This window comes from Amycolatopsis nalaikhensis, assembly GCF_030264295.1.
In the GTDB taxonomy this organism is placed as follows: Bacteria; Actinomycetota; Actinomycetes; order Mycobacteriales; family Pseudonocardiaceae; genus Amycolatopsis; species Amycolatopsis nalaikhensis.
Map to the genome: position 1 here is coordinate 7,382,094 of NZ_CP127173.1, position 24,862 is coordinate 7,406,955.

Below are 24,862 nucleotides of genomic sequence, written 5' to 3' on the forward strand. Positions count from 1 at the left end.
AGGCGATCTTCCGCTTCGGCTACCCCGCCGTCCCGTCGGCACCCGCACCCCGGCTGCCGGTCGGCGAGCTGTTCCCGCCCGCGGATCGGCGCGGGTGAAGCCGGTGCGGCTGACTTTCGCCGGCGGTGCGGCCGGAACCACCGGCGCCCGGTACCTGCTCGAGACGCCGGACGCGAAGGTCCTGGTGGGGTGCGGCCTGTTCGCCGGGCCGGAAGCGCGGTGGCGGCGCAACTTCTCACCCGGACCGGCCGAGCTCCACGAAGCCGACGCGGTGGTCCTGCCGAGCGCCGGACTCGGGCACGCGGGGTTTCTGCCGCAGCTGGTCGCCGAAGGCTGGCACGGGCCCGTGTTCGCGACGCCCGGGACCGCCGCCCTCCTCCCGATCGTGTTGTCCGACGCCGCCCAGCAGTTCGAGGAAGACGCCGACGCGAACCAGGGCTGCGAACCGGGCCCGGCCGCGCCGCCGTTCCGCGCCGAGGACGTCGCACGCGCGCTCGCCCTGGTCCGGCCGGTCGAGTTCGGCTCGCCGCGGCGGCTCGCCGGCGCGGAGTTCGAGCTCGGCCGCGCGGGCGGGCGGCTCGGCGCGGCCTGGACCGCCGTGCGCGCCGGTGGCCGTTCGGTGGTGTTCGCGGGCCCGCTCGGCGCCGCCGACCACGCCCTGCTGCGCGCGCCGGACCCGCGGCCGAGCTGCGACGCGCTGGTGCTCGCGACACCGCGATCACCCGGCGGCGACCACCGGGCGGGCCGGTTCGCGGCGGCGGTGCACCGCGCGGTCCGGCGGGGTGGCAGCGTGGTCGTGCCGGTCTCCGTGCTCGGCGCTACCGAGCTGCTCACCCTGCTGCACGACCTCGTGGCGACGCGGGAAATCCCGCCGCTGCCGGTGGTCGTGGACGCCGAAACGGCGACCGGCGTCCACGAGCGGGCCGCGGCCGAGCTGTGCCGCGACGCCCGGGTGGCGGTGCCCGAAACGCTGGTCTCGCGCGTGTCGGACGAGCCGTCGATCATCTTGGCGGGCTTCGCGACGGCGGACGCCGGGCGCGTGCTGCGGCACCTCGCCGCGCTGCTGCCGGACCCGCGCACCGGGGTGGTGCTGCCGGGTGCGCCGGAGCCGGGGACCCGGGCGGCCCAGCTCGCGGACGGTGCCCGCCACCTCAAGATCCACGGGCGGTACGTGCCGGTCCGGGCGGAGGTGACCGCGCTCGGCGCACCGGGCGGGTTCGCCGCGACGGCGGAGGCGCTGGCCTGGGCGAGCGCGGCCCCGCCCGTGGAGACGGCGTTCGTCGTCGAAGGGCGGCCGGACGCGGCGCACGCGTTCGCGAAGGAGCTGCACGCGGAGGCGGGCTGGTGCGCGGTGGTCCCCGAGGACGGTGAGCGAGTGCTGTGCTGAGGACTTCGGTCCTCGCGCGCGGCTCGGGCGGTGAGGTCTTTGGTCCTCGCCGCTCGTGACGCGCGGCCGTCGCCGAGGGGGGTGGGCGCCGGTGATGCTGGGGGTGTCAGCGTCCCCCGAACCCGGAGCCCGTGATGAGCCGTCCACTGCCCACCGTGTTCGACCAGGCACTCGCCTCGGCCGTGCGCGCGCCTTCGCCGCACAACACCCAGCCGTGGCGGTTCGCCGTCGAGGGCGACGTGATCGAGGTGTGGCTGGACCGCGAGCGCGTCCTCACCGTGGCCGACCCGCATGCGCGGGAGGCCCGGCTCGCCTGCGGTGCCGCCGCCTTCAACCTGCAGATCTGCCTGCGCGCCAACGGGCTCGCGGCGGTCGTGCGGATCCTGCCGGACCCGGCCGAGCCGGACCTGGTGGCCGTGCTCCGCCTCGACGGCAACCAGAAGGCGACGGCGGTCGAGCGCAAGCTGGCCGAGGCGGTCTTCCGCCGGCACACCAACCGGCGGCCGCTGCTGGACAAGGAGGTGCCGCCGTCGGTGCGGAGTGCGCTGAAGTCCGCGGCCCTGCAGGAGGGCGGGCAGATCGACTACCTCGACGCGTCGGGCCGCTACACGCCGGTGGCGTCACTGGTCCGGCAGGCGGAGGCACTGCAGGCGGAGGACTTGGCGTTCCGCGCGGAGACGGCGTACTGGACGCAACGAGCGGCCGACAGCCCCGACGGCGTGCCCAAGATCGCGGCGGGCCCGCCCCCGCACGGGCACGGGATCGTCTCGCTGCGCGGGTCCCACGAGAACCCGGACCTGCCATCGCGCGAGTACGAGCAGGAGCCGCTGCTCGGAGCGGTGCTGACCCGCGACCGAGGCCCGCACGCGGAGGTGCGCGCGGGAATGGTGATGCAGCGCATCCTGCTGACGGCGACGGCGGAAGGCCTGGCGACCTCGTTCCTGTCCCAGCCGTTCGAGACGCCGAGGACGCGAGAGTCGCTCGACCGGATCTTCGCCGGACTGGGCCAACCGCACACGTTGCTGCGCATCGGGTACGGCTACCCGACCCGGTTGACGGCCCGCCGCCCGGTCGACGAGGTGCTCAGGCACCGAACGGGCCCGGATGTGACGGCGGGCTGAGAGGTCGCGCAAGCCCGGCGGACGTTGACCCGCCGGGCCGGGTCAGTTCGCGCCGGGCGCCCGAATCTCGCGGGCGGCATTGTGCCGCACCGGTTGCGCCGGGCGCTTGGAATGATGGCGCCGAGGTGGGGGCTGTCGCCCGCGCCGCGAGGAGCTGTTTCGCCGGGCCGGGCGCTCGACCTCGCGCACGGGAGCGGGCCGCACCGAGCGCCCTGCCTCGGCCGCGCCGCCCCCAGCCCACCGCGCTGGGCCGCGCGTGCGCCGGGCGCCGAGCCTGGCCGCGCCGTACCGCGCGCTGCCGGGCCCGTGCGGCGACGGCCGCACCGGCCGCAGCGAGCGCCGGGCCTCCGGCCGCGCGGCACCCGCGCGGGCCGCAATCATCCGCACCACGCCGGGCGCCCATCACCGATGCCCGGCAGCGGCCGCCCCAAGAAACCCGCGATTCACTCTCGGCCCGCGCGCAGCACGTCCCGGAACGTCACCATCCCGACCACGTGCCGACCTTCCACGACCGGTGCCGACCGCACCCCGGCCTCGGACATCAGGCGGGCCAGTTCGTCGATCTCCATCCCCGCCGTCACCGCGAGCCCCGTCCGGCGCATCGCCGCTCCCGCCGTGCGGGGGCGGCACGCCAGCACCACACCCGTGTCCGGGTCGCCGGGACTCTCCGGCGCCCGAAGGATGTCCGCTTCGGACAGCAGGCCGAGCAGCTGCCCGTCGGCGTCGACCACCGGCATCGTCGTGAACCCGCGGCCGCTCATCACCTCGGCCGCCTCCGCCAGGGTCGCCGACGGCGCCAACGCGTACGTCGGGGTCGTCATGATGTCGCGTGCGCGCATGGCCGTGCTCCGTTCCCGTCGGTTTTCCCGACCCTCCCGCCGATCTCCGCGCCGGGGCAGGGTCCAAAGTCCCCGGGACGCCGTCCGAGTGTCGTCGCGCCGGGGTCCAACGCCTCTTCGCGCCGTGCCCGATTTCGAAGACGCTGGGGGAGCACGGAATTCACGGCGGAAAGGCAGAACGATGATCTCGATCGCGCGGCTGTGGCGCACCGTTCTTCCCCGCCGCGGCTCCGTGGCGCGGCCGTCGGACCGCGTCCAGGCCGGACTGCTCGTCTTCCTGGTCCTGCTCGCGCTGGCCGCCCTGCCGTTCGCCGCCGCCGTCGGGTCGGAAACCCATGCCCGGCAACAAGTGCAGTCGGCGCGGGAGCTGAGCGAGCGCACGCGGGTGACCGCGACCCTGCTCGCCGACGGCCCGCCGATCACGGCGAACACGCGCAGCGGTGTCGTCGGCACCGGCGCACCCACCGACGCGACGTGGACCTTGGCGGACGGGACGCGACGCGTCGGCGAGGTCGTCGCCGACCGGGGCACGCTCGCGGGCGAGACCCTCACCGTGTGGGTGGACCGCACCGGCACTCCGGTGGACCCGCCGCTGAGCGGTGCGGGTGTCGTGATCGACGCCGTCGGTGCCGGGCTCGGCCTCTGGCTCGGAACCCTGGCCGTGCTGGCCGCGTGCTACCGGCTCACCGTGTTTTTCCTGGACCGCGCCCGCTACGCCCGCTGGCAGCAGGAGTGGCTCCAGGAACAGAACCGCGAAACCCATTCTTGAGAACGAGGAGAAGGTGAACTGACATGACCACGGCATACGAGGACGAGATCGTCGTCGGGGTGGACCATTCGGCGGTGAGCGCGGCCGCGCTGCGCTGGGCGGCGGCGGAAGCCGCGGCGAGCGGCCGCCGGGTCGTCGCGCTGCGTGCCTGGACGTTCGAGCCGGTCTACGACCTCGGCGCGGCCGTCGCCGGGTCGCCGCAGAGTGTCGCCGAGCGGGAGCGGATCCAGCTCGACGACGTCGTCGGCGTGGTACGGGCCGAACACCCCGGCGTCGCCATCCGGGCCGAGCTGGTCGAGCATTCGGCCGCGGTGGCGCTGGAAGAGGCGTCGAAGACCGCGGCGATGCTCGTACTGGGCAGCCACGGCCGGGGCCGGTTGCTGAAGCTGCTGGTCGGGTCGGTCGCCGAGCACTGCCTGCGTGAGGCGAGCTGCCCGGTGGTGGTCATCCCGGCGCGGACCGTGCCCGAACCGGAGCCGGAGCGGGTGCCCGAGCCCGCGGCGTCGTACTACCCCGGGCCGCTGCTGTGATGCCCGGCCACCGCCAGGTCGGGTCGGTCATGACGGCCGACGTCGTCACCGTCGGTCCGGAGGCGCCGTTCAAGGCCGTCGCGGTCCTGCTGGCCTCGTGGCGCATCAGCGGCGCCCCGGTCGTGGACGAGGAAGGGCACGTGCTCGGCGTCGTCTCCCAGGGTGACCTGCTCGAGCGCGCGACCCCGCACGGCCTGCTCAAGCGGCAGGCGCGGCGAAAGGCGGGCGCGGCGTTCGTCGCCGACCTGATGACGACGCCGGCGATCACTGTCCGGGCGGACGACGACGTCGCGGTCGCCACGAAACTGCTGGAGGAGCACCACTTCCACCGCCTGCCGGTGGTCGACGGCGACGGCAAGCTCGTCGGGGTCGTGTCCCGGTCGGACCTGCTGCGGGTGTTCCTGCGCACGGACCGGGAGATCCGCGAGGAAGTGCGGGAGGAGGTGCTGCGGCGGGAGATGGCCGTGGACCCGGCGTCGTTGTACGTGGCGGTGCACAACGGGATCGTGACGCTGAACGGCACGGTCGAGCGGGCCAGCATGATCCCGGTGATCACGGCGCTGACCCGCCGGGTCGACGGCGTGGTGGAGGTGCGGCAGCAGCTGAAGGCTGACCTCGACGACCGGGGCGTGTCACCGGTGCGACCCGGCCCGGTCGGGGTCCTGAGCCCGAACAAGCCACACAACTGAACCGGCGCACAGCGAAGGGGTCATCGTCCACATCGGACGATGACCGCTTCGCCGGGCGCCGGAAAAGCGTTTCCTGTAACCGGAAAGGGGAACGACGATGACTGTGCCGAGCACGCGGAAGACGGCCGGGCCGCGCCGGCGGGTGCCCGCCCAGGACAGCCTGTGGCTGCACCTGGACCGGCCCGAGAACCTGATGGTCGTCACGTCGGTGCTGTGGACGCGCACCCCGGTGGATCCGGCGCGGCTGCGCTCGCTCGTGGCCGACCGGCTGCTCGCGCGGTACCCGGTGTACCTGCAGCGGGCGGTGCGGCGCGGCCGCGGCCTGGTGTGGGAAACCGACCGCTCGTTCGACCTCGGCGAGCACCTGGTCGTGCGCGATCTCCCGGCGCCGGCGGACCAGGCGGCCCTCGAGGCGTTCGTCGCCGCCCGGCGCGGCGAGCCGTTCGACCCCCGGCATCCTTTGTGGACCATCGACCTGCTGCGGGACTACCGTGGCGGCAGCGCGCTGGTCTGCCGGACGCACCACGCGATGGCCGACGGGATCCGCTTGACGCAGGTGCTGTTCAGCCTCCTGGACCCGGCCGACGGTGAATCCGCGCCGCACGCCAAGGTCGGCGGGGCCGCGCCGCGCCGCGAAGCCGTGGCACAGCCGGTGGTCCGCCTCGGCGCCGCCGTGCTCGAGGCACTGGGCGACGCCGGCGCGAAGGCGCGTCGGCAAGCCGCCCGGGTGCATCCCGTGCTGGAGACCGCGGTGTCCCTGCCGGTGCTCGGCGCGACGGCCGCCGCGGGTGCCGCGGGCGCGGCCGCCGGGTTCCTGAGCTCGGGGCTGGACGGTGGCCCGCGCCGGGTCGTCGACGCGGTCGCCGGTGCGGCGACGACGGTCTGGCACAGCGCCACCGGCGCCGGTGAGCTCCTCGGCCCGTCGACGGCCACCGGAATCTGGGACGGCGAGCCGGGGGTCGAGAAGACCGCGGCGTGGGGCGACCCGGTGCCGCTCGCCGAGCTCGCCCGGATCGGCCACGAGACCGGCACGACGGTCAACGACGTCTGCACCGCGCTCGTCGCGGGCGCGCTCGACCGGTACTTCACCGCGCACGGCACCGCGCGGCCCGGCCCCTCCGACGTCGGCTGGCTGATCCCGGTGAGCCTGTCCTCCTTCGACGACGAGCTGCCCGCCACCCTGGGCAACCACTTCTCGCTCGTGCTCGCGCGGCTGCCGCTCGGCCGCCGGACGTTCGCCGAGCGCCTCGCCGAGGTGCACCGGCGCGTCGCCCGGATCCGCGACTCCTACGAACCCGTGCTGACCTTCGGGATGCAATACGCGATCGCGCGGAGCCCGGCGCCGGTCGGCCTGGCGCTGAGCCGGTTCTTCGCGGGCAAGGCCGTCGGCGTGCTCACGAACGTCCCGGGCCCGCGCACGCCGATGACGCTGGCCGGCGCGCCGGTCGAAGGCATCGTCGGGTGGGCGCCGTGCAGCGGCCGCCAGGCGATCACGATCTGCGTGTTCAGCTACGCGGGCCAGGTGCGCTTCGGGTTCGGGACCGACCGGAAGCTCGTCCCGGACCCGGCGGCCCTGGTCGACGCGCTGGCCGCGGAGTTCGCCGCGGTCAGCGCGTGACGGGGGTTCAGCGCAGGGCCAGGACGTCCCGCCCGATCGCCTTGGCGAGCACGTCGGTGTCGGGAACCGCGTCGGCGTCGGCGGTGATTCCGATGCTCACCTGCCCGGCGTAGCTGAGCATCGCCACGCCGACCCGCAGCCGCACCGCGATCGGGACGTACGGGAAGATCTCGACGATCCGGCGGCCGAGCGCGAACAGCGGTTCCGACGGCCCGCGGACGTTCGTGGTCACCGTGACGACGTTGCGCTGCGGCAGGTGCGCGGCCGCCCGGATCGCCCACGCGACCGGGGCGTACGGCGCGTGCGCGGCGGTCGCCGTGAGCAGTGCGCCCGCGTCGGCTTCCTTGTCCGCCTTCAGCTTGCTCAGCCGGCGGTGCACCCGGATCAAGCGCTGGGCCGGGTCGGCGACGTCGACCGGCAGCAGGGGCAGCAGCAGGGAAACCTCGTTGTCGAGCGAAGTCCCGGTCCGCACCGACACCGGCACGAGCGAGCGCACGCTGTCGGCGGCGGGTGCTTCCCCGCGGTGCAGCAGCAGTTCGCGGAAACCGCCCGCGACCGCGGCGAGCAGGACGTCGTTCACCGTCACGTCGTACGCCCGGGCGACGGCTTTGACGTCGGCCAGCGGTACCGACGCCGTCGAGTAGCGCCGGGCGCGGCCGAGCGGCCCGGTCAACGGGGTCGGGGACACCGGCAGCAGCGCCGAGGTCATCGCGGCGAGGCCGCGCGCGGCCTCGGTGACGCGGCGGGCCAGCCGGTTCGGGTGGCGGGCCTGGCGGGCCACCAGCCGCGCCTGATCCCACGGGGTGCGCAGCAGCGTGCCGGCCGCGTCCAGCAGCAGGCCGGCCACACCGGGATCCGGCGCCGCGGTGGCGGGCCGCGTGCCCGCCGGGGTGCCGCCGAACAGGATCGTCTGCAGCCGGGTGACCGCGAGCCCGTCGGCCAGCGCGTGGTGCACCTTCGACAGGATCGCCCAGCGCCCGTCCGGCAGGCCCTCGATCACCCAGAACTCCCACAGCGGCCGGTTCCGCTCCAGCCGTTCGCCCATCAGCAGGGCGACCAGTTCGCGCAACGCCGTCTCGTCGTGCGGCGCCGGGAGGGACACGCGGCCGAAGTGCGCGGCGGGGTCGAACCCCGGGTCGTCGACCCAGGCCGGTTGCCCGAGGTCGAACGGGACCGTGCGCACCTTCTGCCGGTAGCGCGGGACCCCGGCCAGCCGCGCGAGCACGGCCGCCACGAACTCGTCGTGCCCGGGCGCCGGCCCTTCCACGACCGCCACCGAGGCGATGGCGAGCGAGGAGGCCGGGTCCTCGTCCTCGATCTGGAGAAAAGCCGCGTCGAGCGGGCTGAGCCGGTCCATGACGTCCTCTCGGGGGTTCATCTCGTCCGGGTGAGGGCGTCGCGGCGGCGCTCGTACTCTTCCTCGTCGATCTCGCCGCGGGCGAACCGTTCGTCGAGGATCCGCCGGGCGGTGTCGCCCGGGCTCGGGGGCAGCGGCGCCCGCCGGGCCAGGACGACGACGAGGCTGACGACCGCGGCCAGGATCAGCGCCATCAGCACGAGCATGCCGATGCCGCCGGCCCAGCCCATGGTTCCGGGGTAGTGCCAGTACGGCATGACCGGCTCCTTTCCTAGCGGGCTTGGAAGTGTTTCGGTGCGGCTTCGAGGGGTTGCAGGACGTCGGCGAGGTCGCGGCGTGGGGTGGCGGGCAGCGGATCGGCGTTGGCGGGTGCCCAGCCGATGCGCAGGATCATTTGGGGGTAGGAGCCGCCGGTGACGTGTTCGGCGATGGTCTCGCGGACGTCGCGCAGTTCCAGTGGTTCGGTGAGCGGGCAGGAGGAGAGGCCGAAGGCGTTCGCGGTCAGGAGCACCGCGCTGGTGGCTTCTCCGGCGCGTAGGCGTGACATGCGGTCGTCGGAGGCGGTGCTCAGGACGAGCAGGACGGTTTCGTCGTCTTCGGCCTTGGCGTTGGGTGGCTGGGTGAGCAGCGGATCGGCGAACGGGCGGGTGCGCAGGGCGCCCGGCGTGTCGTCGGGGGCAGGGGTGTTGCGGGCGGGCACACCGTCGGGGGAGAGGTGACGCCCACTCCACGCCGCCAGCTCGGTGCGGTAAGCGGGGTCGCCGGTATGGCGTTCGGAGGCTTCTTCGATGGCGGTGGCCAGGTGGTAGCGCGCCGCGTTCTCGGCGGCCTGCAGGATGGTCCCTTCCCGCGCGGCTGCGGTGGCCATGGCTTCGACGTGCCCGCGCGGGACCGTCCAGGAGCTGTGGCGTCTGCGGTCGGTGCGCCGTCGGGGGATGGCGGCGGCCATGGCGATTTCGTCGTGGGTGGGTTCGTGCCGCTCGAGGGTGATGGCGGCGAGGTGATCGGGCTCGTCGGGGTTGGGGAGGCGGTGGACGTGGGCGGCCCAGCCGAGCGCGGCGAAGGCGACACGGGCGTGGTGGAGGGCGGCGCCGCAGCTGAGGATGAGGTCGCGGCCGTCGGGGTCGGTTTCGCGCAGGAGACGGTCGGGGTCGGCGTAGAGGTGCAGCGAGCTGTGCCCCAGCCGCCAATACCAGGGCTGGGAGTTGTGCACCGACGGCGCGCGGACCGCCATGGCGACGGCGGTTTTGACGGTGAAGTCGTCGGGAAGTCCTCGCTCCATCATCGGCCTTCTTCGGGGTCGGGGGTGTCTTGCGGGTCGACCATCGCACCGCGGCGCCGTCGCGGGGAGGGCCGGAGTGCCTCAGCGCGGGGGACTTTCGGTGCCGGACGGTGTCCGATGTGGACCGCCGTGGGCGTGAAGTGACCAAAGTCCCCGCCGCCAGGGCCGAAGGACGCCATCCGGCGGCCCGGTCCGCGACGTACGGTCGAGACCCAGGGGGATCCGTTCCGGAGTGATGGAGGCTGATTTCCCTGCTGACCGGTATCGACCGTGACCACGGCCTGTGCGGTGGGCTGTCCGGCTACCTGGCCGCGGTGAGCACCGCCGTCGGGGTGGGGGAGGAGTCCTGCACCGCGGACCTGGACGACCCCGCCTCGGCGTACGTCGCGCTGGACGTGCGGCTGGCCCGGTACCCCGGCCGGGACACGGCTCTGGTCTGGGACGAACGCCACGGCTGGGCGTTCGCGATGGAAACCCACTCCGGCGAGGACCTGCTGGTGCTCGCCTACCTCGGCGGCGAGGTGGTGGCCGCCCCGTCGCGGGTCCGCGGCTTCGTCGCGGCGATCCGGGCCGCGGGCGGCGCGACGGGCGAGGCGATCCCGGCCGACCTGCGCGGCGACCGCCGCGAACTGCTGGACCGCCTGCTGCGCTACCGGGTGCCGTTCCTGGCCGAGGCGGGCTGAGCCGTCCCGCGTCCGGCGTCGCGAATGACTCATTCGGGACGTGGGAGGTCGCGAATGAGTCATTCGCGACGGTTAGGCGCCCCCGGGTCGAAGTGCGCCGGGTCGGGTACGCGGTGGAACGCGCCTGGCTCGCCGCGGGCGTCGTGCTGGCTCAGCCGCCGCACCTCGCGCCGGTCCGCTCCGCGCTCGGCGAGGACCGGCGCTCACCACTGCCGGACCCCCACCGCGCGGCGCGCACTGCCTCGACCACCTGGGCGTCGCTGGCCGCCGCGGCCGTGATCGGCGGGAAGCGGTCCGCCTTCCCCGGGACCCCGCGCGCAACTACCGCGCAAGGTGCTCGTCCGCCACCGATGTCGGACAAAAACCAACCATCGTCTCGTGATTTTCAGATAACTACTTTCGTAGGTAACCGGGCCCCGAGCCGGTCTGGTCTGCTCGTGAACACCACCTTCCAGGTCCCCGAAGGGAGATGTTCATGCAGGTAGACGGACGTTCGGTGGTCCGGCGGGCCGCACTGGCGCTCGCCGCGGCCGGCGCCCTCGTCGTCGTCGCGGCGCCCGGCGCTTCGGCGGGCGACCCGCGGATCGTCGGCGGCACGCCCACCTCGATCGACGACTTCCCGGCCACCGTGATCTTCAACGTCAACGGCGCGCAGCACTGCGCCGGCACCCTGGTCGCGAAGAACAAGGTGCTGACCGCGGCGCACTGCACCGACGGCGTCGAGGCGTCCCAGATGCAGATCATCGGCGGGCAGACGAAGTTCAGCGACACCTCCGGCGAGAAGGCCGGCGTCAGCGACGTCTGGCAGAACCCGGACTTCGACATGAACGGCATGCAGCACGACAACGCCGTGCTGACGCTCGACAAGGAGCTGCCGTACGAGCCGGCGACGCTGGTGCAGTCGGCCGACGACCCGGCCTACCAGGCGGGCGCGGAGGTCACGGTGGTCGGCTGGGGCACGACGTCCGAGGGCGGCGACGTCTCCGACCAGCTGCTGAAGGTCTCCGTGCCGGTGGTGGACAACAACACCTGCGCCGAGAAGTACAGCACCGGCGGCTCGAAGTACGACAAGGCGTCGATGTTCTGCGCGGGCGTGCCCGAAGGCGGCAAGGACTCCTGCCAGGGCGACTCGGGCGGCCCGGCCTACGTCGGCGGCAAGCTCGCCGGCATCGTCTCGTGGGGCCAGGGCTGCGCCCGCAAGGACTTCCCCGGCGTGTACACCAACGTGGGCAACGACTACTCGGTGATCAGCTCGCACCTCGGCTGACCCCGTGACCCCCGGACGCGGCCGCCACGACGCGGCCGCGTCCCGGGGGTTTCACGCGTCCGGCTTGCCCTGGGCCTCGGCCGAAAGCTCCTGCCAGTCGTCCCAGGTCCGGAGCCGGTCGGCGTAGACCTTCCGCAGCATCGGGTGGAAACCCAGGCCGAAGAGAACCCGCAGCGGCGGGTTCTCGGCGTCGATCAGCTTCAGGAGGGCCTGGGCCGCGGCGGCGGGGTCGCCCGCGGGCTGGTCGCGCATGGCCTCCCCGAGACGCCTGCGCAGCCCGTCGTAAGCCGGGTTCAGCTCGGCCAGGTGGCCGTTGGCGAGCGGGTCCGGGTTCTTGCCGTCCCGGGTGGCGAACCCGGCGGGCTCGACGATGGTCACCTTGACGCCGAACTCGGCGACCTCCTGGGCGAGGGACTCGTTCAGGGCTTCGACGCCCCACTTCGAGACGTGGTACGCGCCACCCAGCGGCATCGCCATCAGCCCGGCCGCCGACGACAGCTGGACGATGTGGCCCGAGCCCTGCGCCCGCAGGTGCGGCAGCGCGGCCTGGATGACCCACAACGCGCCGAACACGTTGGTCTCCAGCTGGTCCCGCAGGTCCTTTTCGGACAGTTCTTCGATCGCGCCGATCTGCGCGTAGCCCGCGTTGTTCACGACGACGTCGAGGCGGCCGAAGTGCTCGACGGCCCGGGTCACCCCCTTGAAGACGGCTTCCTTGTCGGTCACGTCCACCTCGACCGGGAGCAGGGCGTCGCCGTAGGTCGCCGACAGCTCGGCGAAACCGCCGGTGGACCGCGCGGCCGCGGCCACCTTGTCCCCGCGGGAGAGCGCGGCTTCGACGAATTGGCGGCCCAAGCCGCGCGACGCGCCGGTGACGAACCAGATCTTGCTCACGGTGTCTCCTCGTTCTTCGGTTCACCTGGTCGGCCACAAGACACCGGCATCCCCGCCGCCGTGACAGGGTGGGCCAGTGACGCCGGTCACGTCCGCCTGGGCGCGTGATTCCGAGACGAAGAGGCAAACCGTCCGGTATCGACGGGCAACGCGTAAGCGACCTCCGGAAGCCTGCAGTACCGTCGAATTCACGGCAATTCCGGCCATTCCGTTCCGGAATGCGAAAGAGAGGATTCGACATGGTGCGCAATTGGACCAGAACCGCCGCGACGGCCGCCGCGGCGACGACCGTGGCTCTGCTCGGTGCGGCTCCCGCGAATGCGGCGGACACCGGAAACCACTGCGTGCTCGACACGGAAACCGGGGCGCGGCAATGCTTCCCGGACCTCCAGGAGGCGCTGGCCCACACGTCGATGGCGAAGATCGCCGCGCGGGCGGACGGCGAAGTCGTGCAGGGCACGTTCTTCGACGGCCCGGACTACACCGGCGACTCGCTGACCATCACCGGGCCGGAACTGTGCAAGAAGGACGGCTGGGTCAACTGGCAGTTCGACCTCGGCGACGACTGGAAGAACAAGATCACCTCGGTGCAGCCGTGGGGTGACTGCTGGATCTGGCTCTATCCGGAACCGGGCCTCTCCGGCGACCGGGACGGCCCGTTCAAGGAGAACACCGGCAACGTCGGGTCCTACATGGACAACCGCACCCAGTCGATCGGCTTCAGCTGACACGCACGTGGAAGGACGGACGGATGAACCGCAAGCACACGGCCGTGATCGGCCTGCTCACCGCCGCCGGGCTCGTCTTCACCGGGCCGGTCGCCTCCGCCGAGGACCAGCCCACCCCGCGGGAACTGCTCGACAAGTGCAACAACGGCACGGACTCGTGCGTGTTCCACCCGGCCGGGCCGCCGGAGGAGCACACCGGACCGGCGCACCAGGTCGGCGAGGCGGCCTACAACTGCACGGCGGACCTGCAGCGCAGCACGGTGAACTGGTCGGACACGACCGGCGAGTCGAACAGTTTCGGTGTCTCGCTGTCGGCCGAATACGGCTTTTCGGAAGTGTTCAAGGTGTCCATCGAGACGTCTTACCAGCACACCTGGGAGTCGTCGCACACCGAAGGGCAGGCGACCAACGTCGACGTCCGGCCGGGCGAAAAGGGCTGGGTGGAACGCGCGCCGAAGATGCAGAAGGTGCACGGCACGTACGAAATGCATTTCGGCGACCGGTTCTACGGCCATTACATCTGGTACCAGGACTTCGACGCGGAAGGCCCGGTGCCCGGCGCGGCCGGCGACATCACGCAGCACACCGCGAAGATGACCGACCAGGAACGCGCCGAGCACTGCGGCTGAGCTCCGGGTCGACGGTGTGCGCTGAAGGGGACGTTCAGCGCATCTGATGCGAGGAAAGTCCCCTTCAGCGCGTCAGATGCCAGGAAAGTCCCCTTCAGCACGGCCGGCCACCGGGGTCAGCGGCCGGTGCTGCCGTCGATCAGCTCGCGGAGGATGTCCGCGTGGCCGGCGTGGCGGCCGGTCTCCTCGATGAGGTGGGTCAGCGCCCAGCGGACACTCGGCGCGCCGTCCCGCCCGGGCACCGGCGCGCCCAGGTCGGGGCAGCCGTCGAGGACGCGGTTCGCGCGCTCGACCGTCTCCCGGTAGCGGGCGACGACCTCGGCCACGCCGTCCTCCGGGGCCGCCCGGAAGGTCGACGGCCAGCTGCGCACCCGCTCGCCGAGGAACGTCGCGGCCTCGACGGCGGTGAGGTGGGTGAGCAGGCCGAGCAGGTTCGTGCCCGACGGCACGCCCGCCGTCCGGACCTGGGGTTCCGGGGCACCGTCGACCTTCGCGGCGATCGAGGTCCGGAGGTAGTCGAGGAACCCGCGCAGGGTTTCGGCTTCGGTGCCCCCGGTCCGGGGCGGCGGGGTGTCACGGCGTCGGGTGCGCGTCGGCATGGTGGCTCCTCAGGCGGTGCGGCGGATCAGCAGGACGTGGTCGGTGACTTCGGCGCGTTGCCCGCCCGGCCCGGTCGCCGTCCGGCGCGGGGACTCCGCCCGCTCGACCGTCCAGGTCGCCGGGTCGAGGGCGAGGTCCGCCGCGACCTCGTGCGGGGCCGGGTGGCGGACGTCGGGGTCCTGGTTCCACGACCACGGCGCGGTCGAGCCGTGGTCGACGACCAGCAGCCGCCCGCCCGGGCGCAGCGCGTGCGCGGCCGCGCGCAGCACCGCGGCCCGGTCCAGGTCGTAGGGCGTGTGCAGGTAGCAGGCCGAGACCAGGTCGAAGCGACCGTCCGGAAAGGACTCCCGCAGGTCGTGCCGTTCGGCGGTCACCGGCAGGCCGAGTGACCGCGCGGCGAGCCGCTCGACCGCCACGGCCGAGATGTCGGCGGCGGCGACGCGCCAGCCCTTCCGGGCGAGCCACAGCGCATCGCCGCCTTCGCCGCAGCCGAGGTCGGCCGCGTCGCCGGGCGGCAGGTCGCCGACCGCCTCGACGAGCCGGACGTTCGGCCGCGGGTCGGTGGCCGCCGGCCGGTCCGCGTACACGCCGTCCCAGAAGCGGACCGCGTCGGTGGTGCCCATCGGGGCTCCTTTCGCTGGAGGATGCGGCCAGTTTCGCCGGGCGCCCGCGCGGCTGGCACGGAAACTTGCCGTTGTGGCAAGTTGGCGGGGTGGACGAGGAAACCGGGGAAGTGCTCGACGCGGTCGGCCCGCGGCTGCGGGCGCTGCGCCGCGGACGGGGCATCACCCTCGCCGAGCTGTCGGCGACGACGGGCTTTTCGGAGAGCACCCTGTCCCGGCTGGAAAGCGGGCAGCGCCGGGCGACCCTGGAGCTGCTGCTGCCGCTCGCCCGGACCTACGACGTCCCGCTGGACGACCTCGTCGGCGCCCCGCGCACCGGCGACCCGCGGATCCACCTCAAGCCGATCAAGCGGTTCGGCATGGTCTTCGTGCCGCTGTCCCGGCGCCCGGGCGGGACGCAGGCGTTCAAGATGATGATCCCGGCCGTCCCGGAACCCCTTGAACCGACGCCGCAGACGCACCAGGGCTCCGAGTGGCTGTACGTGCTCAACGGCACCCTGCGCCTGGTGGTGGGGGAGCGCGACCTCACGCTGGCGCCCGGCTCGGCCGCCGAGTTCGACACGTCGACGCCGCACTGGCTGGGCAGCGCCGACGGCGGCGCGGTCGAGCTGCTCATCCTCTTCGGGCTGGACGGCGTCCGGGCGCACGTCCGCTGAGCGTCAGGCCGGTGCGCCGAGCCGGTGGGCGGTCTCCAGCAGCATGGCGTGCACGAAGGCCTGCGGCAGGTTCCCGCGCAGCTGGCGCTGGCGGACGTCGTACTCCTCGGCCAGCAGGCCGGGCGGGCCGCACGCCGCGCGGGTCCGCTCGAACCAGCGGAACGCCTCGACGTCGTGCCCGCGGTGCCATTCGGCCAGCGCCAGGATGAACCCGCACAGCAGGAACGCGCCTTCGGCGTCGCCGAGGGGCCGCTCGTCCGGGGCGAAGCGGTAGACGTAGCCGTCCTGGCAGAGGTCGGTGCGGACGGCTTCGAGGGTCGCCATCGTCCGCGGGTCCGTGGCGGGCAGCGCGCCGCGGACCGCGGGCAGCAGCAGGGCCGTGTCGGTGCCGGAGCGGTCCGGGCTGCGCCGCCACGCGCCGCGGTCGTCGACGCAGCGGCGCGTCGTCTCGGCGAGCAGCTTGTCGGCCAGCCCGGACAGCTCGGCGGCGCGGCGCGCGGTGTGCTGCCGGGCGATCGCGCGCAGGCCCGCCACGCAGGCCAGGCGGGAGTGCGTCCACCACTCGTCCGGCAGCTCCCAGACACCCGCCTCGGGCTGGTCCCAGCGCCGGGTGATCAGGTCGACGCAGACGTCGACGGCCCGGCCGACGTCGGGGGTGAGCCGGTCGTGGCGGGCCGCGGCCGCGTAGAGCTGCAGCAGCTCGCCGAGGGTGTCGAGCTGGAACTGGCGGTTGACGTGGTTGCCGACGACCGGGCGGCCGCCGGGATAGCCGGGCAGGTCGAGCGTCGTCTCGTCCGGCGGCGGCGTGCCGTCGGTCCGGTACGCGGGCAGCAGCTTGTCCCCGTGTTCGAGGACGCGGGCGGTGGTGAAGGCGACGGCGTCGTCGAGCAGCGGGTGCGGCTCGGCGACGGCCGCGGCGAGGCCCGCGTAGCACTGGTCGCGCAGCCAGACGTAGCGGTAGTCGTAGTTGCGGCCGGCTTCGGCGCGTTCGGGCAGGCCGAGGGTGGCGGCGGCGACCATGCCGCCACCGGCCGTCGTCAGGCCGCGGAGCACGGCGTAGGCGTGGCGAGCGTCGCGCGGGGCGACCGTCGCGCCGAACTCCGGCACCGCGCGGTGCCACGTGTGCTCGGTGGCGCGCCACAGGTCGTCCGGGTCGGGCGGGTCCGGCAGGCGCCGATCGCTGATTTCCAGCACGAGGTCGTGGTGGGTGCCGCCGGGTACGACGAGCTCGAAGACGAGCCTGCTCTGCGGGTCGGGGCGGGCGTCGGCGGCGCCGGTCCAGCGGAGCCGCAGGTCGCCGGTGCGGGCGGTCCACCGGCCGTCGTCGCCGAGGGACGGCGACCGCATCGAGCGCGCCCCGAAGCCGTCGCGCACGTCGAGCTGGACGCGCATCCGGACGTCCTGCTCGACGGCTTCGATGCGGCGCAGGACGACGACGCGGTGCGGGTCGGCCGGGTAGGCGAGGGCGTCGCGGCACTCCACGGCGGTGTCCGTGCCGGTCCACCGGCCGCGCCAGATGAGCGTGCCCGGTTCGTAGTAGCCGCCCCAGACGGTGGTGCCGACCGCGCTGACCGAGTAGGTGCCGCGGCCACCGACCAAAGAGGACAGTACGGCGCTGTCGGCCCAGCCGGGCGCGCACAGCCAGGCGATGTCGCCGCGGGGGCCGCAGAGCGCCCCGCGTTCGCCGTCGGCCAGCAGCGCGTACTCCCGCAGGACGTGCGGCGGGAAGTCGTGCCAGTCGGTCATGACCGGGCCCGGCGCCAGAGCGCGAGCCCGGCCGCGGCGAGCGCGCCGCCGCAGGTGGCGACGACGCCGTGGTGCCTGCTGGCCCACGTCTGGAAGCTGCGCGGGGTCGAGCGGCGGTCGAACTCGCCGTGGGCGCCGAAGTCGTGCCCGCTCGGGCCGTCGGCGGGCGCCCACAGGTTGGCGGGCTGCCGTGCGGGCTTGGGCTGGTCGGTCTGCTGGGATTTCATGCCGGTTTTCGCGAGGTAGCGGTCGAGCAGCCCGGGCGCGACGGCGTTGGCGGCGAGGGTGCCGACGGTGCTGCCACCGACCCAGTACTCGCGGCGGCGCGGGTGGTCGGCGGCGTGCAGCACGGCGCGGGCGGCGACCTCGGGCTGGTAGATCGGCGGCACGGGCTGCGCGTGCCGCGGCAGGCGCGAAAGGACCCAGGAGAACTGCGGGGTGTTGACCGCGGGCATCTGGACCATCGTGACGTGGACGCCGCTGTGCTCGGCCAGCAGTTCGCAGCGCAGGGACTCGTTGAAGCCCTGGATCGCGTGTTTCGCGCCGCAGTAGGCGCTCTGCAGCGGGATGCCGCGGTAGGCGAGGGCGGACCCGACCTGCACGACGGTCCCGCGGTCGCGCGGCTTCATCCGGCGCAGCGCGGCCATGGTGCCGTAGACGTAGCCGAGGTAGCTGACCTCGGTGACGCGGCGGAACTCGTCCGGCCGGATGTCGTCGAAGCGGGCGAAGACGGAGGTGAAGGCGACGTTCACCCAGACGTCGATGGGCCCGACTTCCCGTTCGGCCCGCTCGGCGGCGGCGTCGACCTGGGCGGCATCGGCGACATCGGTGGGCAGCACGAGGGCGGTACCGCCGGCGGCGCGCACCTCGTCGGCGGCGGCTTTCAGGCCGCGTTCACCGCGGGCGACGAGCGCGACGCGGGCTTGCCGCGCCCCGAAGGCCCGCGCCACGGCCCGGCCGATCCCGCCACTGGCCCCGGTCACGACGACGACTTGCTGGTCTGCCATGGGAGTTGCTCCTTCCTAGCGGGCTTTCCGGGCGGAGTAGGCCCAGACGGCGGCGCTCGCGGCGCTGGACAGGGCGAAGGGCCGCCACGCGGGGGAGAGGCGGGCGAGCCCGAGCATGCTGACCCCGTGCGCGACATCGGCGGTCCACGCCCACCGGGCGGCGAACCCCTCGGGACGGCGGAAGGCGAGGACGGCTTGCGTGAGGTGCCTCGCGGCCAGGACGGTGAGGACGGTCCGGTGCTGGGCGAGGACGGTCCGGGACGCGGTCAGCAGCGCGCCGCTCCAGACCGCTCGGGCGACGGCGAGCCGCCGCGCCCGCGCGGGGTGGAGGGGTGCGGTGGGTGGGTTGGCGTGCGTCTTCATCGGCGGCTCCTCGGTTGGCCTGCGGCCGCCGCGCCCGCTCCGGATTGCGGCCGCACGGTTGTGGCTTCGGTGCGGTGCCGTGGGTGGCCGACGTGCGTCTTCATCGCCGCCTCCACCGCGCCACCCCGGCCCCGGCGGCCGCCGCCGCACCCAGCGCGAGCCCGGCCGCCATCGCGGCCCGACCCCGCACCTTCGGGCGTTCCGGCTCATCGCCGAGCGCACTCGCCAGCAGCTCCGCCAGGTGCACCCCCTCGCGACCACCGCTGTCCAGCTGGTGGATCTGCGTCCGGCAGCTGAACCCGTCGGCCAGCACGACCGTGTCCCCGTCGGCCTCCCGCACCCGTGGCAGCAGCACTCGCTCGGCACAGGCCTCACTCACCTCGAGGTGCCCCTTCTCGAACCCGAAGTTCCCCGCCAGCCCGCAACACCCGGAGTCCAGCCGCGAAGCGTCCACCCCCGCGGCCGCCAGCAAGCGCTGATCGGCGTCCCAGCCCAGCACCGCGTGCTGGTGGCAATGCACCTGCGCGATCGCCTTCGCGTCCAGCCGAGGCGGCCGGTAGCCGGGGCTGTGCTCGGTCAGCAGCTCGGCGAAGGTGACCGTCTGCGCGCGCAGCCGCCGGACGTCCTGGTCGCCCGGGAACAACTCGAACGCGTCGGACCGGAACACCGCCGTGCAGCTCGGCTCCAGGCCCACCACCAGCCCGCCCTCACGCAGGTGCGGTGCCAGCGTCCGCACCGTGCGGGCCAGGATGTGCTTGGCGACGCCGAGCTGGCCCGTCGAAATCCACGTCAGCGCGCAGCACTGCGGCTCCAGCGGCATCGTCACCCGCCAGCCGGCGTCCTCCAGCACGCGGACCGCGGCCCGCCCGATGTGCGGGTGGAACGTGTTGGTGAACGTGTCCGGCCACAGCAACACCGTGCCGCGCGCGCCCTCCGCCGGACGCCGCCGCGCGAACCACTGCTGCAGCGTTTCCCCGGCGAACAACGGGATTTCGCGGTCCTCGACCCCCGCCAAGAGCGTCGCCAATCGGGACAGTCCGGGCGTGTGGGTGAGCGCGTTGACCACCTTGCCCGCCCGCAGGCGGCCGACCACCCCGGCGAACGCGGGCAGCCACCCCATCGTGAAGTCCGACCGCGGCCGCCGCCACGGGCGGCCCTCGTAGTGGTGCGCCAGGAACTCCGCCTTGTACGTCGCCATGTCCACATTGGCCGGACAGTCCGTCTTGCACCCCTTGCACGCCAAGCAAAGGTCGAGCGCGTCCCGCACCTCGGTCGAGCGCCAGCCGTCGCCGACCGGGCTGTCGCCGTGGCCGTTCAGCATCTCGAACAGCAGCCGGGCGCGGCCGCGCGTCGAATGCTCCTCCTCGCCCGTCACCTGGTACGACGGGCACATGACCTCCCCGCCGTCCGTCGTGTGCTGGCGGCAGCGGCCCACGCCGACGCAGCGGTTGGCGGCCTGGGCGAACGAGCCGCCGTCGTCGGGGAAGCGGAAGTGCAGGTCGTGCGGGTCGGCCGGGGCCCAGTCGCCGCCGAGGCGCAGGTGCTCGTCGAGCCGGTACGGCGCCACCACCTTGCCCGGGTTCATCCGGTCGTCCGGGTCGAAGATCGCCTTCAGCCGCCCGAACGCCCGGACGATCTCCTCGCCGAACATCTTCGGCAGCAGCTCGCCGCGCGACTGGCCGTCGCCGTGCTCGCCGGAGAACGAACCGCCCAGCTCGGCGACGAGGTCGGCGGCGCGTTCCATGAACCGGCGGTAGGTGGCGACGCCGTCGGCGCTGTAGAGGTCGAACGGGATCCGCGTGTGCACGCAGCCCTGCCCGAAGTGGCCGTACAGGCTCGGGCCGGTTTCCCCGGCGTAGCCGAACTCTTCGTACAACGCCGTCAGCTTCCGCAGGTACTCGCCGAGCCGCTCGGGCGCGACGGCGGAATCCTCCCAGCCTTCGAAGGTGTCGGCGCGGCCCGGGAGGTGCGCGGTGGCGCCGAGCCCGGCCTCGCGCACCTGCCACAGCTCGTTCTCCCGCGCCGGGTCGTCCAGGAACTCGACGTCGGCCTCGTTTTCGGTGTCGTGCAACGCTTCGAGCATCCGGTGCGCTTGCCGGTCGGCCTCGTCGTGCGTGTCGGCCGCGAACTGCACCATCAGGAACGCCCGCCCCCGCGGCAGCTCCGCCAGCGCCTGCGGGTTCATGTCCTTGATCTGCTGGTCGCGGATGAGCTTGTGGTCCACGCCTTCCAGCGCGACCGGCTCGTGCGGCAGGATCGACGGCACGGCGTCGGCCGCGCTGGCGATGTCGGGGTAGCCGAGCACGACCAGGGTCCGCTCCGGCAGCACCGGCACCAGCTCCAGCTCGGCGCGCAGCACGGTGACCAAAGTGGACTCCGAACCGACGAGCAGCCCGGCGACGTCGAAGTGGTGCTCGGGCAGCAGGGAATCGAGGTTGTAGCCGGAGACGCGGCGGGGGATGTCGGGGAACCGGCGCCGGATCTCGTCGGCGTACTCGTCGCGCAGCGCGCGCAGCTGCCGGTAGACCGCGGCCCGGGCGTCGCCGCGACGTTCGATCGCCGCGTACTCCTCGTCGGTCGTCTCGCCGCACCAGAACCGCGTGCCGTCGGCGAGCACGACCTCCAGCCGCGCGATGTTGTCGACCACCTTGCCGGTGCGCTGCGCGGTGGCGCCGCAGGAGTTGTTGCCGATCATCCCGCCGAGCGTGCAGTTCATGTGCGTCGCCGGTTCGGGCCCGTACCGCAGGCCCGTGTCGGCCAGCTGCCGGTTCAGCTCGTCGAGCACGATCCCGGGTTGCACCACGCAGGTGCGGGCCCGCTCGTCGACGGACTCGAGGCGCGTGCAGTACTTCGACCAGTCCAGCACCAGCGCGGTGTTCGTGCACTGCCCGGCCAGGCTGGTCCCGCCGCCGCGCGAGAGCACCGGCGCCCCGAACTCCCGCGCCACCGCCAAGGCTTCGACGGCGTCCTCGGGGGTGTGGGGGAGCACGACACCCAGCGGCACCTGGCGGAAGTTGGACGCGTCGGTCGAGTAGGCGGCCCGGGTCCCGCGGTCGAACCGGACCTCGCCGTTGACGCGGTCCCGCAGCGCGCGGCTGAAGGCGTCGAGGTCGACGTCCGGCCGGTCCGGGGGCCGGACGACCGGGTCGGGCAGGTGCACCTGGGTCACGGGTTCCTCCTTCGTACCGGGTACTCGGCCGCGGCGTCGGCGCGGAAGGCGAGGCCGAGGCCGGGCGCGGAGAGGTCGGGGGTGACGGCGCCGCCGGCCGGGTCGAGGCAGCCGTCGAAGAACAGGCTCTCGATGCGGTCGTGGTCGGCGAACCATTCGATGTGCCGGAAGTTCGGCGTCGCCACCCCGGCGTGCGCCGAGAGGTTGGGCGCGCAGTGCGCCGAGACGTCGCGGTTCGCCGCCGCCGCGAGGGCCGCCGCCCGGCGCCATTCGGTGAAGCCGCCGCAGCGGGTCACGTCGACCTGCAGGCAGTCCACCACCGGCAGCATCCGGGCGAAGTAGGGCAGGTCGTAGCCGTACTCGCCGGCCGCGACGTCGGGGCCACCCGGCACCCGGACGGCCGCCAGCCCGGCGAGGTCGTCGCTCGACACGGGCTCCTCGAACCAGCTGACCCCCCACTCGATGAGGCGCTCGGCGACCCGGCGGGCCTGGCCGGCCGAGTACCCGCCGTTGGCGTCCACGAAGACCTCGACGTCGTCGCCGACCTTGTCGCGGGTCAGCGCGACGCGCTCGAGGTCGCGGTGCACGGCGCGGCCCCACGACTCGCCGATCTTGATCTTCACCCGCGGGATGCGCCGCCGCCGCACCCAGTCGTCGAGCTGGGCGACCAGCTCGCCCTCGCCGAGGGTGGTGAACCCGCCGCTGCCGTAGACGTCCACGGTCTCGTGCACCCGGCCGAGCAGGCGGCTCACCGGCACGTCCAGCCACCGCGCCGCGGCGTCCCACAGCGCGATGTCCACAGCGGACAGTGCGCAGGAGACCAGACCGGGCCGCCCCAGGTTGCGGACGGCGTGCTGCATGGCCGTCCAGCGGGCCGGGACGTCGGCCACCGGCTGCCCGGTGACCGCCGCCGCCAGCTTGCCCTCGACCAGCGGCACGCACGCCGCGTCGGCGTAGGTCCAGCCCAGGCCGGTGACGTCGCCCGCGTCGACCCGGACGACGACGATCGTGGTCGCGTCCCAGGTCAGCGTGCCGTCGCCTTCGGGCCCGGGGGTGGGTACCTCGAAGGCGTCGGCGCGAACCCGGTCGACGACCGGCGACCGGCCTGGCATCAGCCCCGCCTGCCCGGCAGGAACTCCTGCAGCTTCGTCTTGACGCCCTGGACGACCAGGTGCAGCGCGTCGGGGTCACCCTTGAGCACGGCCTCGGTCGCCGACTTCACCTGCTCGAAGGTGGCGTGCGGCGGGATCGGCGGCACCTCCGGGTCGCAGCGGACGTCCAGCAGCGCGGGCTTGCCGGCGCCGAGCGCGGTCTCCCAGGCCGGGCCGAGCTGGTCGCGCCGGTCGACGGTCACCGCGGTCATGCCCAGCGACAGCGCGAACCCGGCGTAGTCGACGTCGGGCAGGCTCTGGGACTCCTCGAACTTCGGGGCCCCGCCCATCGCGCGCAGCTCCCAGGTGACCTGGTTGAGGTCGTTGTTGTGGAAGACGCAGACGACGAGCGTCGGGTCGGTCCACAGGCTCTGGTAGCGGGCGACGGTGATCAGCTCGGCGAGGCCGTTCATCTGCATGGCGCCGTCACCGACCAGGGCGATCACCGGCCGGTCGGGGTGGGCGAACTTGGCGCCGATGGCGTACGGCACGCCGGGGCCCATCGTCGCCAGCGTGCCCGACAGCGACCCGCGGATGTCGCCGCGGATCCGGAGGTTGCGCGCGTACCAGTTGGTCGACGACCCCGAGTCCGCGGTGACGATGGCGTTGTCCGGGATCCGGCGCGACAGCTCGGAGACGACGGCCATCGGGTTCACCGGCTCCGCGTCGACCGCGGCTTCCTTGTCGACAGTCTCCCACCAGGAGGCGACGTTCTTCTCGATCGTTTCGCGCCACGACCGGTCCGGCTTGCTCGTCAGCCGGGGCAGCAGCGCGCGCAGGGTGGCGGCGCTGTCGCCGACGAGGTTGACCTCGGTGGGGTAGCGCATCCCGATGAACCGGCCGTCGAGGTCGATCTGCACGGCCCGCGCCTGGCCGAAGTCCGGCAGGAACTGGCTGTACGGGAAGTTCGAGCCGACGATCAGCAGCGTGTCGCAGTCGCGCATCAGCTCGTAGCTGGGCCGGGTGCCGAGCAGGCCGATCGCGCCAGTGACGAACGGCAGCTCGTCGGAGAGGACGTCCTTGCCCAGCAACGCTTTCGCGACGCCGGCGCCGGTGACCTCGGCGAGCTGGCGGACCTCCTCGGCCGCGCCGCGCGCGCCCTGACCGACCAGGATCGCGACCTTCTCCCCGGCGTTGAGCACCTCGGCCGCGGCGTCGAGGTCGCGCTCGGGCGGGACCGGCGCGGGCCAGGACGTGCTCGGCGGGCTCGACGGCACCTGCTTGAACGCGTGCTTCGGCGCCTCGTACGGCTCTTCCTGCAGGTCGGCGGGGATGATCACCGCGGTCGGGCAGCGGGACGACTCGGCCGTCCGGATCGCCCGGTCGAGGGCGTTGGGCAGCTGCTCGGCGACGTTGACCTCGACGAGGTATTCGCTCGCGACGTCCTTGTAGAGCGCCTGCAGGTCGACTTCCTGCTGGTAGCTGCCGCCCATCGCGCTGCGCGCGGTCTGGCCGACGATCGCGACGACCGGGACGTGGTCGAGCTTGGCGTCGTAGAGGCCGTTGAGCAGGTGGATCGCGCCCGGGCCGGAGGTGGCCATGCAGACGCCGACCTTGCCGCTGAACTTCGCGTAGCCGACCGCCGCGAACGCGGCCATCTCCTCGTGCCGGGCTTGCACGAACCGGGGCTGGTTGCCCGCCTTGCCGAACGACGCGACGAGGCCGTTGATCCCGTCACCCGGATAGGCGAAGACCTGGTCCACACCCCATTCCCGGAGTCGCTGGAGCAGGTGGTCGCCGACTGTCTGGGACAT

General features: G+C 73.6%; 24 protein-coding genes. 11 read left to right on the forward strand and 13 right to left on the reverse strand.

Features of this window, described 5'->3' with window-relative positions:
- Positions 1–103 precede the first annotated feature (103 nt).
- Positions 104–1,387 (forward strand): MBL fold metallo-hydrolase, encoded by a 1,284-nt coding sequence (locus QP939_RS36070; protein ID WP_285450851.1) that lies wholly within the window; start codon positions 104–106, stop codon positions 1,385–1,387.
- Between the two features lie 134 nt (positions 1,388–1,521).
- Positions 1,522–2,508, forward strand: coding sequence for an Acg family FMN-binding oxidoreductase (locus QP939_RS36075; protein WP_285450852.1), 987 nt, complete (start codon positions 1,522–1,524; stop codon positions 2,506–2,508).
- 443 nt (positions 2,509–2,951) lie between these two features.
- Here the strand turns inward: QP939_RS36075 and QP939_RS36080 are convergent, their stop codons facing one another.
- Positions 2,952–3,347: a CBS domain-containing protein gene (locus tag QP939_RS36080; protein WP_285450853.1), complete on the reverse strand. Its 396-nt coding sequence runs from the start codon at positions 3,345–3,347 to the stop codon at positions 2,952–2,954.
- Positions 3,348–3,528: 181 nt separating this feature from the next.
- On the opposite strand from QP939_RS36080, the gene QP939_RS36085 reads away from it, so the two are divergent.
- The 4 genes from QP939_RS36085 to QP939_RS36100 all read left to right on the forward strand — a co-directional run bounded on the left by QP939_RS36085 (position 3,529) and on the right by QP939_RS36100 (position 6,953).
- Positions 3,529–4,116 (forward strand): CDP-archaeol synthase, encoded by a 588-nt coding sequence (locus QP939_RS36085; RefSeq protein ID WP_285450854.1) that lies wholly within the window; start codon positions 3,529–3,531, stop codon positions 4,114–4,116.
- A gap of 23 nt (positions 4,117–4,139) precedes the next feature.
- Positions 4,140–4,646 (forward strand): universal stress protein, encoded by a 507-nt coding sequence (locus tag QP939_RS36090; RefSeq protein ID WP_285450855.1) that lies wholly within the window; start codon positions 4,140–4,142, stop codon positions 4,644–4,646.
- A complete protein-coding gene (locus QP939_RS36095; RefSeq protein ID WP_285450857.1) occupies positions 4,646–5,335 on the forward strand; it encodes a CBS domain-containing protein in 690 nt (229 codons plus the stop codon). Before QP939_RS36090 ends, QP939_RS36095 begins: the two co-directional genes overlap by 1 nt.
- Positions 5,336–5,432: 97 nt before the next feature.
- A complete protein-coding gene (locus QP939_RS36100; RefSeq protein ID WP_285450858.1) occupies positions 5,433–6,953 on the forward strand; it encodes a WS/DGAT domain-containing protein in 1,521 nt (506 codons plus the stop codon).
- A gap of 7 nt (positions 6,954–6,960) precedes the next feature.
- On the opposite strand, the gene QP939_RS36105 is transcribed toward QP939_RS36100, so the two are convergent.
- Genes QP939_RS36105 through QP939_RS36115 form a run of 3 tightly spaced genes read right to left on the reverse strand, consistent with a single transcriptional unit; the run spans position 6,961 to position 9,592 of the window.
- Positions 6,961–8,331 (reverse strand): wax ester/triacylglycerol synthase family O-acyltransferase, encoded by a 1,371-nt coding sequence (locus QP939_RS36105; protein ID WP_285450859.1) that lies wholly within the window; start codon positions 8,329–8,331, stop codon positions 6,961–6,963.
- Complete coding sequence (locus tag QP939_RS36110) at positions 8,328–8,567, reverse strand: SHOCT domain-containing protein (protein ID WP_285450860.1); 240 nt, start codon at positions 8,565–8,567, stop codon at positions 8,328–8,330. Before QP939_RS36110 ends, QP939_RS36105 begins: the two co-directional genes overlap by 4 nt.
- 14 nt (positions 8,568–8,581) lie before the next feature.
- On the reverse strand, positions 8,582–9,592 hold the full coding sequence (locus QP939_RS36115; protein WP_285459923.1) for an Acg family FMN-binding oxidoreductase: 1,011 nt from the start codon (positions 9,590–9,592) through the stop codon (positions 8,582–8,584).
- Positions 9,593–9,906: 314 nt separating this feature from the next.
- Between QP939_RS36115 and QP939_RS36120 the strand changes: the two genes are divergently transcribed.
- The gene (locus tag QP939_RS36120) at positions 9,907–10,275 is read left to right on the forward strand and encodes a DUF6292 family protein (RefSeq protein WP_352248203.1); all 369 of its coding nucleotides are present in this window, start codon (positions 9,907–9,909) and stop codon (positions 10,273–10,275) included.
- Positions 10,276–10,750: 475 nt separating this feature from the next.
- On the forward strand, positions 10,751–11,542 hold the full coding sequence (locus QP939_RS36125; protein ID WP_285450861.1) for a S1 family peptidase: 792 nt from the start codon (positions 10,751–10,753) through the stop codon (positions 11,540–11,542).
- Positions 11,543–11,593: 51 nt separating this feature from the next.
- On the opposite strand, the gene QP939_RS36130 is transcribed toward QP939_RS36125, so the two are convergent.
- The gene (locus QP939_RS36130) at positions 11,594–12,436 is read right to left on the reverse strand and encodes an SDR family NAD(P)-dependent oxidoreductase (protein WP_285450862.1); all 843 of its coding nucleotides are present in this window, start codon (positions 12,434–12,436) and stop codon (positions 11,594–11,596) included.
- A gap of 239 nt (positions 12,437–12,675) precedes the next feature.
- Between QP939_RS36130 and QP939_RS36135 the strand changes: the two genes are divergently transcribed.
- Together QP939_RS36135 and QP939_RS36140 are read left to right on the forward strand one after the other, a co-directional pair.
- Entirely contained in the window at positions 12,676–13,164 is a 489-nt protein-coding gene (locus QP939_RS36135; RefSeq protein WP_285450863.1) for a hypothetical protein, read from the forward strand.
- A 23-nt stretch (positions 13,165–13,187) separates the two neighbouring features.
- On the forward strand, positions 13,188–13,793 hold the full coding sequence (locus QP939_RS36140) for a hypothetical protein (protein WP_285450864.1): 606 nt from the start codon (positions 13,188–13,190) through the stop codon (positions 13,791–13,793).
- 116 nt (positions 13,794–13,909) lie between these two features.
- Here the strand turns inward: QP939_RS36140 and QP939_RS36145 are convergent, their stop codons facing one another.
- Positions 13,910–14,392 (reverse strand): DinB family protein, encoded by a 483-nt coding sequence (locus QP939_RS36145; RefSeq protein ID WP_285450865.1) that lies wholly within the window; start codon positions 14,390–14,392, stop codon positions 13,910–13,912.
- A 9-nt stretch (positions 14,393–14,401) separates the two neighbouring features.
- On the reverse strand, positions 14,402–15,016 hold the full coding sequence (locus tag QP939_RS36150) for a class I SAM-dependent methyltransferase (RefSeq protein WP_285450866.1): 615 nt from the start codon (positions 15,014–15,016) through the stop codon (positions 14,402–14,404).
- A gap of 89 nt (positions 15,017–15,105) precedes the next feature.
- Between QP939_RS36150 and QP939_RS36155 the strand changes: the two genes are divergently transcribed.
- Positions 15,106–15,672 carry a helix-turn-helix domain-containing protein gene (locus tag QP939_RS36155; protein WP_285450867.1) on the forward strand — a complete coding sequence of 189 codons (567 nt, stop codon included), beginning with the start codon at positions 15,106–15,108 and terminating at the stop codon, positions 15,670–15,672.
- Between the two features lie 3 nt (positions 15,673–15,675).
- Here QP939_RS36155 and QP939_RS36160 read toward each other — a convergent pair whose 3' ends face one another.
- The 6 genes from QP939_RS36160 to QP939_RS36185 form a co-directional block, all read right to left on the reverse strand.
- A complete protein-coding gene (locus tag QP939_RS36160; protein ID WP_285450868.1) occupies positions 15,676–17,418 on the reverse strand; it encodes a glycoside hydrolase family 15 protein in 1,743 nt (580 codons plus the stop codon).
- Positions 17,415–18,425: an SDR family oxidoreductase gene (locus QP939_RS36165; protein ID WP_285450869.1), complete on the reverse strand. Its 1,011-nt coding sequence runs from the start codon at positions 18,423–18,425 to the stop codon at positions 17,415–17,417. Before QP939_RS36165 ends, QP939_RS36160 begins: the two co-directional genes overlap by 4 nt.
- Before the next feature lie 15 nt (positions 18,426–18,440).
- A complete protein-coding gene (locus QP939_RS36170; RefSeq protein WP_285450870.1) occupies positions 18,441–18,788 on the reverse strand; it encodes a hypothetical protein in 348 nt (115 codons plus the stop codon).
- Between the two features lie 100 nt (positions 18,789–18,888).
- Positions 18,889–21,957, reverse strand: a complete 3,069-nt coding sequence (locus tag QP939_RS36175; RefSeq protein WP_285450872.1) for an FAD-binding and (Fe-S)-binding domain-containing protein — start codon at positions 21,955–21,957, stop codon at positions 18,889–18,891.
- Positions 21,954–23,069 carry an enolase C-terminal domain-like protein gene (locus QP939_RS36180; protein WP_285450873.1) on the reverse strand — a complete coding sequence of 372 codons (1,116 nt, stop codon included), beginning with the start codon at positions 23,067–23,069 and terminating at the stop codon, positions 21,954–21,956. Before QP939_RS36180 ends, QP939_RS36175 begins: the two co-directional genes overlap by 4 nt.
- A complete protein-coding gene (locus QP939_RS36185; RefSeq protein WP_285450875.1) occupies positions 23,069–24,862 on the reverse strand; it encodes a thiamine pyrophosphate-requiring protein in 1,794 nt (597 codons plus the stop codon). The genes QP939_RS36180 and QP939_RS36185 overlap by 1 nt, the downstream gene beginning before the upstream one ends.

Excerpts from the sequence above, each read along its gene's own strand:
- QP939_RS36110 (WP_285450860.1), bottom strand. The coding sequence starts at position 8,567 with ATGCCGTACTGGCACTACCCCGGAACCATGGGCTGGGCCGGCGGCATC.
- QP939_RS36100 (WP_285450858.1), top strand. The coding sequence starts at position 5,433 with ATGACTGTGCCGAGCACGCGGAAGACGGCCGGGCCGCGCCGGCGGGTG.
- QP939_RS36135 (WP_285450863.1), top strand. The coding sequence starts at position 12,676 with ATGGTGCGCAATTGGACCAGAACCGCCGCGACGGCCGCCGCGGCGACG.
- QP939_RS36105 (WP_285450859.1), bottom strand. The coding sequence starts at position 8,331 with ATGAACCCCCGAGAGGACGTCATGGACCGGCTCAGCCCGCTCGACGCG.
- QP939_RS36165 (WP_285450869.1), bottom strand. The coding sequence starts at position 18,425 with ATGGCAGACCAGCAAGTCGTCGTCGTGACCGGGGCCAGTGGCGGGATC.
- QP939_RS36150 (WP_285450866.1), bottom strand. The coding sequence starts at position 15,016 with ATGGGCACCACCGACGCGGTCCGCTTCTGGGACGGCGTGTACGCGGAC.
- QP939_RS36140 (WP_285450864.1), top strand. The coding sequence starts at position 13,188 with ATGAACCGCAAGCACACGGCCGTGATCGGCCTGCTCACCGCCGCCGGG.
- QP939_RS36090 (WP_285450855.1), top strand. The coding sequence starts at position 4,140 with ATGACCACGGCATACGAGGACGAGATCGTCGTCGGGGTGGACCATTCG.
- QP939_RS36080 (WP_285450853.1), bottom strand. The coding sequence starts at position 3,347 with ATGCGCGCACGCGACATCATGACGACCCCGACGTACGCGTTGGCGCCG.
- QP939_RS36095 (WP_285450857.1), top strand. The coding sequence starts at position 4,646 with ATGCCCGGCCACCGCCAGGTCGGGTCGGTCATGACGGCCGACGTCGTC.
- QP939_RS36185 (WP_285450875.1), bottom strand. The coding sequence starts at position 24,862 with ATGTCCCAGACAGTCGGCGACCACCTGCTCCAGCGACTCCGGGAATGG.
- QP939_RS36125 (WP_285450861.1), top strand. The coding sequence starts at position 10,751 with ATGCAGGTAGACGGACGTTCGGTGGTCCGGCGGGCCGCACTGGCGCTC.
- QP939_RS36075 (WP_285450852.1), top strand. The coding sequence starts at position 1,522 with ATGAGCCGTCCACTGCCCACCGTGTTCGACCAGGCACTCGCCTCGGCC.
- QP939_RS36170 (WP_285450870.1), bottom strand. The coding sequence starts at position 18,788 with ATGAAGACGCACGCCAACCCACCCACCGCACCCCTCCACCCCGCGCGG.
- QP939_RS36115 (WP_285459923.1), bottom strand. The coding sequence starts at position 9,592 with ATGGAGCGAGGACTTCCCGACGACTTCACCGTCAAAACCGCCGTCGCC.
- QP939_RS36085 (WP_285450854.1), top strand. The coding sequence starts at position 3,529 with ATGATCTCGATCGCGCGGCTGTGGCGCACCGTTCTTCCCCGCCGCGGC.
- QP939_RS36180 (WP_285450873.1), bottom strand. The coding sequence starts at position 23,069 with ATGCCAGGCCGGTCGCCGGTCGTCGACCGGGTTCGCGCCGACGCCTTC.
- QP939_RS36160 (WP_285450868.1), bottom strand. The coding sequence starts at position 17,418 with ATGACCGACTGGCACGACTTCCCGCCGCACGTCCTGCGGGAGTACGCG.
- QP939_RS36145 (WP_285450865.1), bottom strand. The coding sequence starts at position 14,392 with ATGCCGACGCGCACCCGACGCCGTGACACCCCGCCGCCCCGGACCGGG.